The organism is Methanosarcina thermophila TM-1 (assembly GCF_000969885.1).
Lineage (GTDB): Archaea > Halobacteriota > Methanosarcinia > Methanosarcinales > Methanosarcinaceae > Methanosarcina > Methanosarcina thermophila.
Genome location: NZ_CP009501.1, coordinates 1,538,758 through 1,552,169, shown reverse-complemented (window position 1 = coordinate 1,552,169; position 13,412 = coordinate 1,538,758). Strand labels below are relative to the sequence as shown.

The window sequence follows — 13,412 nt, the reverse complement described above, 5'->3', positions numbered from 1 at the left end:
TCACTTCAGCCACCTGTTCTTCAACATTCCACTACTTCACAACTTCTATTAGCCAGCATCTCTACAAGTTCTGTTATCGAAAAGGCATTAATTCCAAGATAGCTAGCAATCTCAACAACAGGCGGCTGGGTAAGAGATGCTTTCCTGAGGATATCTGTATTCTTTATGACATCTCTTCCCTTCCCATCCGCTATAATCTGACCCTCGCTCATCACAAGAATTCTTGTGGCATAAAGCATTGCAATCTCAATATCATGGGTACAGAACACAAGTGTGTAACCTTTATTTTTGAGATAATCCATCATCTGCTCTATATTTTCTCTATCCTGCCCTGTTGTAGGTTCATCCAGAAGGACAAGCTCTGGGTCAATAGAAAGTACTGAGGCAATAGCTGTCCTTAATCTCTGACCTCTGCTCAAAGATTGGGGAAGATCCTGCTTGATATCTAAAATTGACATCGCTTCCAGGGAGATCCTTGTCCTTTCCTCTATATTTTCTAACTTTAGTTGAACAGGTCCAAACATCACCTCTTCCTCGGCTGAATTGCAGAAAAGCATAAGATCCGGGTTCTGGAATAAGAACCCTATTCTGCCTGCAAAAGAATACGAATTTTTTAACTTTGTATCTTCTCCGAAAATCTTTATGCTTCCTTTATACGGCTTAAGTATGGATGCAAGATTTAGAAGCAGAGTTGATTTACCCGATCCGTTTGTGCCCATAACTGCAACCCTTTCACCTCTGCATATTTCCAGGCTTATGCCTTTAAGCACCATCCGGTTTTTATCATATCCAGACCACACATTCTGGAGTGAAATCAAAAGTTCGTTATTTTCTGCAGAGCAGCCCTCAGGATTGGTTCTTTTTTTTGGATCAGGATGTGTTATGTATCTCTCTGTTTTTTCTTTAAAATCTCTATTATTCAACAGAGGAAACGTTTCCTCAGCACTGAATGGTCTCGCCTTTATCCCCAAGGTATGGCAGAGCTCGACAGGCACGGGAACCCGAAGACCCAGCCTGTGAAATATCTCCAAATGGTCAAAAGCGTCGTGGACAGGCTGGTCGAAAATTATTTTTCCGTTATCCATTATGACGATTCTATCTGCAAAAGGTGCAATTTCGTGCAGCCTGTGCTCAACCAGCAAAATGGTTATCTTCATTCTCTTGTTTAGCTCCCTAACAGTGTTCAGTATTTCCTGTGTGCCTGCAGGATCCATCTGGCTTACAGGTTCGTCCATGGCAAGGATTTCAGGCATCATCGCGAGCATGCTTGCAATGCAGACCCTCTGCTTCTGACCCCCTGAAAGGGCATTCGTGGAACTCAGCCTGTGTTCTAGCATTCCTACCGTCCGGAGAGCTTCTCCTACCTTTATATCAATCTCTTCTCTTTCTATGCAGAGGTTTTCAAGTCCAAAGGCTACTTCGTCTTCAACAGTTGTAGAAAAGATCTGGTCATCAGGATTCTGGAAGACAAGCCCTACTTTCCTTGAAAGCTCTACCTGGTTTAAATCACCGATTTCTGTCCCCATGATTTTTATGCTGCCTGAAAATATTCCCTCGGATTCGTACGGAATTATGCCGTTAAGTGTTTTGAGTAAAGTGCTCTTCCCACAGCCTGTAGGTCCGGTCAGGAGGACGAATTCTCCTTCCTCTATTTTCAGATTGACTCCTTTCAAAGTCGGTTCCGATCTACCCGGATATGTGTACCACAAATCTTTGATCTCTATTATTGTACCGCCCTTATTCTGTTTTCTGATATCATCTCCCACTGTACCACCCTGACTTTGCTACTTTTATTCTCCAACCTTATTCTGCCACCTTTTTCAGTCTGTTTCCCAGGCTTATTCCGAACCAGGCTCCTATGAAAGTGTAGAGAAACCCGTCTATCAGGATATTCGCCATTATGTACCAGTTGCTATAAAATAGCCGATAAAGCACCATCCAAACGCTGAAAGAGACATAGCCGCTGATCATATCCGCAATTCCGCACACCATCCCCACCCGCAACCTGTTTCCCGGATCAGGGTTTTTGCCGGTTATACCTGCAGTATACATCATAACCTCCAGAATCACCGCACTCACAGAAAGCGTTATAAAACTAATCGGGGTGAAACTCCCGGTTATAAAGCCTCCAAGAAGGAACCTGACCATCGTAAAAAGGCTAACCACTCCAGGTTTTGGGATCAGGACAACAAGTGAGGCAATAAGCATGTAAAGAAGGATCTCATAAAAGAGCCCGGTAAATAGGAAACTGAAAGGCCCGAATATGGCATGGGATAGCTCCCACAGGATTGTCATCGGCAGGTTTATGGCTGCAAAAGAAACTGTGCCAAAAAGGGAAATAAGCACAAGGTTACGGGTTTTAAACCTGCTCATTATCTCTTTTGACTTTATGAAGAAGAGGCTGACTGCGGTCAGTCCGAGCACTGTGGAGGCAAATGTAATCATTATATGCCCCCATTTCCTTGAGATTGCAGTTATTTTTTGATTCCGGGTTGTTGCAACCCAGTCACTGCCTGTGAGTTTAACTTCTACTCTGAGCAGATAATCTCCTCCCATTGCATTATCCGAAATATAGAGTGGGAGGCTTACAAGTGAATTTGAGTCAGGAGGAAGTGTTAATGCGGCATAGCAGAAGGTATCTGCTTTCATCCCCATCAGCGTCGGTTTGAAGGCTTTTACAGGTTCCCCTGTATTGATGTCAAGAATATCATAGGTAACTACAACTGGTACCGTATTGTTTCCTTTGTTTGAAATCTCCACTCCAATGAAGGTTGAAGTAAGTTCTTCCCTGTTGATCTGGAGGTCTGTAACCTTTAGAAGCTTTTTGAGAACAGGAGATGTTTCCCGAATAATAAGAGTATTAGAAGGATAGCTCGGGTTTCCGTATCCGTCCTCATCTGACGGTATTATCAATCCGGAGACTAAAATCTCATTTGCGACTTCATCTTTTGAGGCAACCCTGAGCTGCGTTTTGCGAACAATGGTATGCTTGTTTCCATCAACGTCAACAACTGCAGTTGCAGTTATATCGTAGGTTCCGGAAGGCAGATCCTCTGGAATATAAATATCAACGAGCCTGTACCAGTCTTCATACTCGGTCTGAAGAGAAAATGACTGGACAGGCGTATCCCGGAGAACGAAACCCTCAGGTAAATCGATCACTAGAGTCACATTCATATTTCCATTATAATAGCTCTCAAAAAAAACGTGTGCAGAAAGGTTACTGCCTCCTACTGCAAGCCCGTTCCCTTCCACACCATGCGGAACCTGAAGCATGAATGCAGTCATCTCTTCAAGCTCAAATTCCTCCTGTGCAAGGGCTATTGTCGGCTGGAAGACGAGTAACATTACAGGGAGAAGATAAGCTATGTTTTTCATTCCGCAACCTTTTTTATTTGAGGATTCTTCTGATTTCCTGCATTTTCTTATCCCAGTCAGGAACGTCTTCAAAGCTCACGATATTCACAGATCCACCCTGAAACTCTCCTTCTCCTGCCAGCTCTTCCATCCAGCTCTCTATTTCAAGGTAAGAGTTTTTCAGCTTTTCCAGAAGTTCAGGATCGGGGTTCCATAGTCCTCTTGACTGCGCCTCAAGGAGTCGGCGTGCCATCTCTTCAAGGGCATAGGGATTGTTCTCTTCAAAGAACCTGCGCATTTCTTCGTCGAGGACGAATGTCTTTGTGATATCATCAAAGACCCAGTCGTCCACTTCCTGCGTGGAAGCCTCCCAGCCGTAGACTCTTCCAACTCTTTTAGATATATCCTGTGCACCCTTATACCCATGCTGTTTCATGCCTTCGATCCATTTCGGGTTTAGGAGCCGGCTCCGCACCACCCTGCGTATCTCATCTGCCATGTCCCGGACTTCAACATGCTGGGGCTCTCTCGTATCTCCGAAATAGACCTTTACTTCTTTTCCCGAGGCATGTTTTGCAGCAGCCGTGAGCCCTCCATGAGTCCCGAAATAACAGCAGCAGCCAAGTAAGTCATACTCGTCACTGACCACTTTGTTAAATGTGGCATCAACAGTCTTCAGGCTGGAAGCAAGCTGCATGTGAGCCTCTTTTCCTTTTACATCTTTTCCGTAAGCATAGCCATTCCAGTAAAGGAAGATGTCTGCAAGGTCCTTCTCGTCTTTCCAGGCACTTGCATAAACAGCGAGCTGCACCCCTGCCGAATAGGTTCCGGGTTTGCTTGAAAAAATCCGTAAGGTAGCTTCCCTGAAATCTGCTCCTTCTTCAATCATCCTTAGGCTGTGTTTTCTCGGATAGTTCATTTCCTCAGGTTCATTAAGAGAGGCTACAGCTTGGATAGCTTCATCTATAATCTCCAGGCAGTTCGGGAAGTTGTCCCTGAGGATTCCTGAAACCCTTATAGTAACATCAATCCTGGGTCTGCCCAGTTTCTTAAGTGGAATAACATTGAACCCTTTCAGGTTACCGTTGCTGAGCCAGATAGGTTCAACCCCGAGCAGGCTCATTATCTGTGCCATACCTTCTCCATCAGCCCACATGATATCGTTTGCCATCCAGTAAAAGCCGACATTCTCAGGGTAACGGTTCTCGTCTCTTAGATGTTTATTGATCAGTGCCTCCGAGAGCTGCTGCCCAACTCTCCAGGCGGCTTTTGTTGGAACCCTTCTGGGATCAAGAGAATAGAAGTTCCTGCCTGTAGGCAGTACATCGTCTTTTCCGCGCATGATAAGCCCGGATGGGCCTGGAGGGATATATCCCCCTTCAAAGCCGTGGAGAAGTGACTCTATTTCCAGAGAGGCATCAATTCTGGATTCAAGGTCAAGAATCCTTTCACAGATTGCAGCAGCGTCCTGAGAAAATACCGAATTTATACTCGAAAAATTCTGTTCTTTGAAAAACGGTTCTGTAATACCAGGTTCTGTAAAATTTTCTTCTTCAGTGTTATCTCCTACGAAACCCCTATCTGCCAGAACGTGTTCTATTAAAAATCTTTCTTTAAAAATATGTTGTGTAACGGTCTGTTCCATGAAGTTTTTTGCTGCAAGAATCTCTCTGATTATTAAGGACGGCTCTTTTTCCGGGTTATTTATGAATATCCTGATAAAGTCTTTTGAGAGGGAATCAATCTCCTCAATTCTCTGCCCATTTGATTTTCCATTTTCTGAAATCCGGCCCTGGTCAGATATCAGTTCGTCAAGGTCGAGCCCCAGGATTTCTGCAATCAGTCTGCGAATAGAAACCTTATTTCCCACACTTTCCTGGTCATCATACCTTAAAATCGAGTTTATGAACTCAACTTTTTTCTCACCTTCAGGGATCTGCCCGAAGATGTGCATTCCGTGGTGTATCTGGCTGTTCCTTATCCTTCCGAGGGTTTCATGTGCCCTTCTTACAATTTCTTCAAAAGGAGTCTCATGGTCAGTTTTTATCTCTGAGTCAAGGTTCGATTTTTTAATCTCGTCAAGTATCAGGTGTTTTAAAGCGTGCAACCTTCCTTTATCATGTTTTACTTGCTCGTATTCCCCTAACAGCCTGTCAAGCTCATCAAGGCTTTCATAAAGCCCTCCTGCGGTCATGACTGTTTGCATATGGTCAACAAGACAGGCAAGGCTTCGGCGTTTGGCGATTGTACCTTCAGGAGGGTTGTCAGAGTTGTAAATATAAAGATGGGGTATTGTTCCGATCCCTATATCAGGGCAGCAGTCTTCTGAAAGCCCAACCCCTTTTCCTGGCAGGAACTCAAGATTGCCGTGGGTTCCCACATGCACAAGCACATCGGCTCCAAAAGTATTCTCAAGATACCTGTATGTCGCAATGTACTGGTGGGTTGGGGGAACTTCAGGATCGTGCAGGATCTTGCATACTTTTCCGTCACATCTGGCGCCTGCACATCCTCTTTTTGGCTGTACACAGACCACAGCATTTCCATACTGTATTCCAGTAACTACAATTTTATTTTCGTAGACCATTGCAGCAGGAATGCCGTTGATCTCTTCTCCCGGAGGATTTCCCCAGTTCTCAATTACCCTCTGCCTAACATGGGGGCTCAAGGTGTTGAAGAACTTCTCGTATTCTTCTTTTTCCACAAAAGCGAGAGCTCCGCCGTTCTTTACAATCTCGTTAATGGGAGTCCATCTGAACTCGGAAATTGCTTTTTTGCTCAGGATAGTGTCTATAAGCTCCTTGCCGTTAAGGGGAGGGTTTACATTATAACCAGCCTCCTGCATCCGGTTGAGGATTCTTGCCAGGCTTTCAAGGGAATCAAGGTTAGCAGCTTCTCCTACCGATGCTTCAACCCCCGAACATGGCTTGTTGTGAAGGATAAAAGCAACTTTTCTCTCGCCAACAGGTTTTTTCTTGAGGGTTATCCATTTCAGAACCCTGGATGCAAGTTTTGAGCAACGTTCCTCAATAGGGAAACGGCCCATGTAATTTTCTTCCATTTTTCCTGCGCCTATTACAATTGGCTCAATTACGCCTTCAAACTCAGGTAAAGCAACACTCCAGCCGATCTCGGTGCTTAAACCCTGCGACTCTTTCCACTGCTCTATGGTCATATAGTGTGAAATTACAGGCTGGAAAACAGGCACATCAAGTTTTTTCAGTAACTCTACGCCTTTTGCTGCACATGAGGCTTCCCTCTCTTTCGCTTTGCTGCTGGCAATGAAGAATGGAGAAAGTTTTACAAGGCAATCTATGATGGGCTTTCCGTCTTTCATAAAGTAGGCTTCGATGACCTCTTCCATACTCCTGCTTCCAAGTTCTTCATCTTTCAGAGAGTATGCAAAAACAGGGATAACGGATAAACCCAGATTTTCAAAACTATTTATTAGAGCCTTCTCAATCTCAAGTTCGTTATTTACCCACGAAGTCCTGGAGATCAGTAGCCCAATCGTTTTTTCTTGAAGGGGCCCGTACCATTTAAGGTACTCCTGAGTATCTGAGAAAATTTCTCCGGCATCAGGATGATAGAGTCCATCCCAGGGAATTTTTTTCGGAGGCTTTGCTTCTATTTCAGCACCAAAAACCTCTTGTAAAAGGTATCTTAGCATATTGCTGAAGTTTTCCTTCCCTCCGTAGATAATATATGAAAAACATGTGGCTGCAATTTCGGGTTTTACTGAAGAAAGAGTGAAGCTTGATGGGTTGCTGCCAACACAGATTATGGGTATGCTTGATTTTAATGGTTCAAGCTTTTTATAGAAATCTTCCCAGAAGGGATTGGCTATGTGATATATGAAGATAGCATCAGCGTTCTCACATGCAGCGAGCACATCTTCAGTTTCTTCGGGATTTTCCTCCAGGATTTTTGAGTAGTAAGCTTTAAGCTCTATTCCAAGCTCTTCTGCTGCCTTTAAAAGGGTAGGAATATATGAATTCCACGTTACAGAAACGATTTTCATATTTCACCCTCAGGTAAGGATATGCACTTTATATTCTCCGAGAACTGTGCCGTCTTCAAGCCTTGAAGGAGCTTCCAGGGCTGCAATATACCTACCATCAGGCGAGATATCAGCAGATACAGTGATGCCTTCTGTGTTGTATGTCTGAATGAGCCTGGAACTTGCTCCTCCTCTTTCTGATACGTCAAAAACATACACTCCGTGTCCACTTCTATCCTCAGTTACTAGGTTCTGGGCGAGAGGGATCACAAGGTAACGGTCGTTCAGTGCACATTCTCCGGCGTATCCGTCCACTCTCCATTTCCAGAGAAGGTTGCCGTCATAATCATAGGCAAAGATAGTGTTCCCGCTGGGGTGTTCAAATGGAGCATCCTTGTTTTTATCTTTGGAGAAAGTGCTGCCAATTGAAAAGATCAGGGTATCATTGACTATGTAGGCATAGTTCGCACTGCCATAAATGGGCACACCGCTCACAATTATCGGAGTTGAAATTTTCTTCTCCCATGCAATTTCTGGGGTTCCGGTCTCGATGATCTCGGAGTTATTGAACAAAAAGGCCCTGCCGTCACTTGTCATTGTTATCAGCTTTTCTCCGTCAGGGGTAATCTGCGTGCTGTACCAGATTGCCGAATAATCGAAAAATGGTTCAAGTGGCTGGATATGATAGTTCCAGTGTTCTTGTCCTGTGTTTCCGTTCAGAACATGGACAGTGCCCTCTTTCCATTTATCTGCCTTTGTAAAACTGGTAGTGCCAAAAACAGCGTATTTTCCATCAGGGGTGGCATCAATCCATGCAACCCCAGAGTCCATGAGTTCGGATTCTGGGAATTTCCAGCGCATATTGCCTTCGGAATCAAAGGAATAGACTCTTCCCAGGTACTTGTATTTCTCACCGATATAGCCACATGCCCTGCTGGCAGCAACATAAATATTCCCCTCCGAATCAAGTTTTATCTTTTTCGTGGCAGGCATATGATCGAGGTCTGAACCCAGATCCGTGCCTACACCAAATTTCCAGATTTCGGTGCCGTTAACATCGAAACAATATAGAAAAGCATCCGGACTTTCTTCACCCACAAAAAGGCGTTTTCCATCTTTTGAAAACTCTATGTCTGCAATTCTTGCATCCGCTATCCCTTCAACGAGCTGCTTTTCCCATAGCTTTTCACCTGTTGCAACTTCAAAGAGTTTCAGAGAACCTCCATGGGTCCCGATTGCGAGATACTTGCTGTTTGGTGAGAATTTCGTTACACCTCTAATATTTGCATTGGTTTTTTCAATGTTTCCGGGAGTTACATCTTCGAGTTCTATGGTATATTCCTCTTTCAGGGCAGGTTTTGAGGGGGCATATGCTTCAATAGTGCTGGACTCCCCTGAGCCTGTTATCACTTCAAACCTGTACTGGGATTTGGGATTCCAATCAAAGGAAGCAAAGATATTGCCTTCCGTTTCTCCAACTTTCTGAGAAGCTATCTGTTCTTCACCAGAGTAAACCCGTATTTCCGATAGTTCTGTCGCACTTTGCAGGGTAAGCAGAGCTCCAGCCCTTGAGAAAACTATAGAGTCTATAGGGACTCCTTCTGCAGAACTGCTTATTTCCCGCGTTTCCTGCATCCCTGAATCCGAGCTTTCAATCAATGTATTGTTATTGGATTCCTGGCTTTTTTCAGCACATCCCGAAGCCACCAAAATCACTATAAGGAGGACTATCAAAGATTTCCATTTCATTCTCTCACCTGACAATTATTAACCTGTGTTTTCCGGTTACATTCCCATTTTCAAGCTGCACGGGGATTTCGACTGCTGCTATGGTACAGTCTGAAGAGACCGCAGCACTCGCAACCACTCCTTCTGTATTGAATTTCCAGAGCAGTTTTGAATTCCCATTTCCGGGCTTCTGGAAATCGAATACATGGATTCCGTGAACCTGAGTGTTTCCTGATGACGTATCTTTTCCTACTGGCAGGACGAGATATCTCATATCAGGAGAGCAGAAAATCCCTGCACAACGCCCTCCTAGATTATAGCTCCAGGAGATTTCTCCCGTCTCCACATCACATGATACTAGAGAATTTTCAAGGGGGTGTGCCATAGGGACATTTCCGGGATAATATGCAGGAAGAGTGGCTCCGGTAAGGTAAACTATTTCGTTTTCAGACACGATTTTAGCGTCTTCTCCATAAGCATAGATGACACTTCCTTCCAGTTCTTCTGGAGTTGTCACATTGGATTGCAATTCTTTAGAGTACCATTCGGATTTCCCGTTTCCCGGTTTTTTAACTTTTGAATCATAAAACAGGTACTTTCTTCCGTCCCCTGTATATGCAGTTATTACGGAACCATCATCTGAAATATCAAGCCCATGCCAGATAGCTGTAGAAACAAAATAAGGTTTAAGAGGCGGAATTTCATATTTCCAGCGGAGGTTTCCGGTTTCATCTACAGAGTAGACGACGGCATCAAGTTCAAGGGAATTTGTCCAGTCCCCGGTTGAAAAAACCACATTTTTTCCATCCTGGCTTGAATCAATCCAGTTTACACTCCGAGCATAATTTTCATTTGCTGGCAGTTTCCAAGAAAGTGTACCATCTGGGTTGAACCTGTATACCCTTGAGGCCAGCCCATAGCCGGGTTCTTTACAGTATCTACCTGCTGTGATGTATACGGCATCATCAGCAGCCGTTATCTTGTATATAGAAGGCTGATATTTTGGGTTCTCACTGGTTCCCAGATCGTCGGCGCTTCTATAGCTGTGAATTTCAACCCCTGTGCCTGCATCTAGGGAATAAATGTATCCGTCAGCACTCCTTTCCCCTACAAGGAGATACTTCCCGTCTTTCGAGAACGAAATGTCTGAAATGTTTCCATTTAAGGTCTTATTCCATAGCGTATTTTTGCCTGGCACATCAATAACTGTCAGGTTTTTCCCTGTCCCGACAGCTAAATACTTTCCGTTCTGGGAATATGCTACACAGTCCTGAATATTCGATCTTCCTCCACCGAGATTTTCCGGCTTTATATCTCCAAGTTCATACTCCCAGTAAAGGTAAGGAGAAACTTTCTCAGAAGAAGTTATATTTTCATGGCTCAGGGGATTGCTTGCCTGACCGCCCTCACTATTGTCTGCTAGAATCTTTTCATTTTTTGAGATTTCTCCACTACTGTTATTCCCCTCTTCATCGGAGGCCGTGATATGTGAAGATACACATCCTGAACAGACCAGAAAAATAAATGAAAGTATAATTATCAGCACAATACTACCCTTTTTCATTTTCAGACTCATTTTCAGGCTCATTTTGAGGCTCCTTTGATTGCCTTTTATCATTATCCGTATATCTTGAGATCTGAGATACTCAAAATATTCTTATGCTGTGTACTATTGTCTCCAAAACCTGCACTCATTTTTTCAATTTTTATATTTTCAGCGGGACCGCAATATTTTTTATAATCTTCAATGAGATCTCTTTCAACTGCACCCATTGGAATTCCTGAGACTATGATCGCTGGGGAAAAACGCCTTCTGTTTTCCTTATCCCGATAATATTCACCTTCAGACTGCGGATTCATACTCCCTGCTGCAACGTAGTAAATGGACCTGTGATCATTGAATGTTATTTTTAACCAGAGACTGAAATTATCCAGATCCTGCCCTTCCCAGTTCCAGGAAATTTTTCCTGGAGAAATGCTCACATTTTTACTCCAAACTCCTTCTCCTGTCTGGACCGGATTTCCAGTATCAAGGTAAAGTACGCCATCTTTGCATTCTAGAAAATCTCCTTCAAGATTACAATCTTCGAAGCTTTCCTGATAAACGGCTTTTTCCGGCACTATATGAGAGTAAATTATCATACCTGTAAGGCTCAGAGCTATAAATCCGAATATCATAACCTTGCTGGAAACCATAACTGACTCATTTTATAGATGATTAATAAATCTTTCGAAAATATTCAATGATTCTCATATATATTAACAACAAAATTAATATTATGAATACTATATCGCAACAAATTCTATTAAAGTAACAATTCTTTCTTCTTCCTTTTTTGATTTCTGAATTATTGCTTTTCATTTAAGCTCATTTTATTTTGCAGTCTATAGAAGCAAATTCTTCTATTCTTTATGCTTTTAATCATAAGGGGTAAACTGAGATTGATTTACTTTTCCTTTAATATTGAGCTATTTTTCTAATAATCTAATAAATTTTTTATATCAAAAATCGAAATTAATATATATTGCTACAACTCTTCTGATATTTATGAATCTTAGTGATAAAAAAAATAAAAAGTATATTAATTCTCATATTATTTTGCTTATCTTAATGTCATTAGTTGCTGTCATTCCTGTGAATGGTGCTATTGAACAGAGAGGTCCTCTCGTAAATATTTCAGCCGGAGAGTATGTAATCCTCAATGGAGAAAACTGCCCGGGATTTTACTATTCAACCTCTACCGGCACATATTACGAGTCGCTGGAGCTTTATTTCTCCGAAGACGGGCTTATTGAGGCTGGAAATGCAACGTATACTTCAAAAGTCATTTCCGGTTCCACTGGCTTTTTTGGAAAAAAATATAAAGTCTTTGAAGATGGATTGATCACGGAAAATCTGGTTAGCTATGGAAGCCGGGATCTTCAACAGGGGAATGATTACGATCTTGGGAACGGCTATAGACTGGTACTGCTCGGGATAAACGATGAATCTGCTCTTCTTGAACTCCAGAAAGACTTTCTCCCCGTTACCAGCAAATCTGTTGATGAGGGCTCAAAATTTAATTTTACAGCTACAATAAACGGGAATAAGTATGTGATTCTTGAAGGAACTCTCGGCAGGGTTCTCAACAGTAACGATCCGGTTGTAAGTCTTGTAAGCGTAAATCAGTATTCGACTGCACCTATTGAAATCAAAGTTGGGGACCAGTATGGCAATTTCGAGGTCACAGAGGTTACAGATGAAAAAATAGAACTGAAAAATAGAGTGCCTATAAGGATGAACCCCGGAGATTACGTAACAATTCTTGAAAACTTGATTGATTTCAGAGTGGCTGATAATGTCTATAAGGCATGTTCTTACAATATGACTAAAGATGTTATTAACTCATATAAGATAAAAGGAACCTCTTTAACTGTAAACCGCTCGGATTCTTCTCCGGATTCCTGTGTATGGACAGCCGACTCTTTTGGTATGCTTTATTATGATCTTGAAAATGATTTCAGTACTGAAAGACTTGAACTCAACCTTGATGATGAAATAGACTGGATCCGGGAAGGTGGTCTGGTTTATGAATCTTCACCTGTCAGGATTCCATACAAAAATCCAGAGATGAAGGATTATGGAGAAAATGCTTTTAATGGCGGATATTCTGTGCTTGGATGGGATGGGGAGAAGTATGCATATCTTGGAGACAATCAGGGAATTGTAAATATCCTTATGGATGATGATAATGACAGACGTCTCTATTCTGGTGAAGAATGGGATCTTGGAGAAGGGTATACCCTGAGAGTAGATGATATAAAGTCGGATAGAGTCTACCTGACCGTTTTGAGAAATAATGTTGCGGTTTACTCAAGCATAATCTCTCCAGGAAATTCGGCTGATATTGGTACACATACTCTCTTGTATAGAAAAAACGTAAATGGTGTTGAAATCCCCCTATTTTCCGTATATGTGGATAATGTCCTGGAAGGAAGCGGAAACTCATGTGTAAGTCTGAGATATCCTCTACACTTTTCTGAAAGCCCTCTTGAATTAAAGGTAGGGGAAACATTCGGCTCACTTACGGTTGTTGAAACTTATCCTCATATCCGGCTTGAAAATAAAAATACTCTTAATTTTGGCTCGGACCTCAAAGTCACAGAAGAAATCCATCTTGGCTCCTTTGAAAAGACGACAGGAGGAAAACTCAGTGTTACCTTCTTCCCCTTCATGAATAAGGTGGAAAAGGTGGATTCTGTTCTTCCTACAACTACCCAGCGGTCTATTCCGGTTATGAGCCTTGAAGAATACCTTATCGGAAACTGAAAGATGTTGAGGTTAAAT

Annotated in this window: 7 protein-coding genes; 1 reads left to right on the top strand and 6 read right to left on the bottom strand. The window is 42.7% G+C overall.

Translation table 11 applies throughout. The features are described 5' to 3' along the window. Nucleotides 1-20 precede the first annotated feature (20 nt). Genes MSTHT_RS06625 through MSTHT_RS06600 form a run of 6 tightly spaced genes read right to left on the bottom strand, consistent with a single transcriptional unit; the run spans nucleotide 21 to nucleotide 11,281 of the window. Entirely contained in the window at nucleotides 21-1,766 is a 1,746-nt protein-coding gene (locus MSTHT_RS06625) for an ABC transporter ATP-binding protein (RefSeq protein WP_231588224.1), read from the bottom strand. Between the two features lie 37 nt (nucleotides 1,767-1,803). Beyond that, a complete protein-coding gene (locus tag MSTHT_RS06620) occupies nucleotides 1,804-3,378 on the bottom strand; it encodes a hypothetical protein (protein WP_048168434.1) in 1,575 nt (524 codons plus the stop codon). A gap of 13 nt (nucleotides 3,379-3,391) precedes the next feature. After that, nucleotides 3,392-7,378 (bottom strand): cobaltochelatase subunit CobN, encoded by a 3,987-nt coding sequence (gene cobN, locus MSTHT_RS06615; protein WP_048167098.1) that lies wholly within the window; start codon nucleotides 7,376-7,378, stop codon nucleotides 3,392-3,394. Nucleotides 7,379-7,387: 9 nt separating this feature from the next. After that, entirely contained in the window at nucleotides 7,388-9,106 is a 1,719-nt protein-coding gene (locus tag MSTHT_RS06610; RefSeq protein ID WP_048167097.1) for a WD40 repeat domain-containing protein, read from the bottom strand. Nucleotides 9,107-9,110: 4 nt separating this feature from the next. Further along, the gene (locus tag MSTHT_RS06605) at nucleotides 9,111-10,673 is read right to left on the bottom strand and encodes an outer membrane protein assembly factor BamB family protein (RefSeq protein ID WP_231588223.1); all 1,563 of its coding nucleotides are present in this window, start codon (nucleotides 10,671-10,673) and stop codon (nucleotides 9,111-9,113) included. Nucleotides 10,674-10,702: 29 nt separating this feature from the next. After that, on the bottom strand, nucleotides 10,703-11,281 hold the full coding sequence (locus MSTHT_RS06600) for a hypothetical protein (protein ID WP_048167096.1): 579 nt from the start codon (nucleotides 11,279-11,281) through the stop codon (nucleotides 10,703-10,705). A gap of 415 nt (nucleotides 11,282-11,696) precedes the next feature. On the opposite strand from MSTHT_RS06600, the gene MSTHT_RS06595 reads away from it, so the two are divergent. Continuing rightward, a complete protein-coding gene (locus MSTHT_RS06595) occupies nucleotides 11,697-13,394 on the top strand; it encodes an S-layer protein domain-containing protein (protein ID WP_231588222.1) in 1,698 nt (565 codons plus the stop codon). Nucleotides 13,395-13,412: the final 18 nt, after the last annotated feature.

Bases quoted from the DNA above. Each gene is read 5' to 3' on its own strand.
- MSTHT_RS06595 (WP_231588222.1), top strand. From the start codon at position 11,697: ATGTCATTAGTTGCTGTCATTCCTGTGAATGGTGCTATTGAACAGAGA.
- MSTHT_RS06605 (WP_231588223.1), bottom strand. From the start codon at position 10,673: ATGAGCCTGAAAATGAGTCTGAAAATGAAAAAGGGTAGTATTGTGCTG.
- MSTHT_RS06600 (WP_048167096.1), bottom strand. From the start codon at position 11,281: ATGGTTTCCAGCAAGGTTATGATATTCGGATTTATAGCTCTGAGCCTT.
- cobN (WP_048167098.1), bottom strand. From the start codon at position 7,378: ATGAAAATCGTTTCTGTAACGTGGAATTCATATATTCCTACCCTTTTA.
- MSTHT_RS06620 (WP_048168434.1), bottom strand. From the start codon at position 3,378: ATGAAAAACATAGCTTATCTTCTCCCTGTAATGTTACTCGTCTTCCAG.
- MSTHT_RS06610 (WP_048167097.1), bottom strand. From the start codon at position 9,106: ATGAAATGGAAATCTTTGATAGTCCTCCTTATAGTGATTTTGGTGGCT.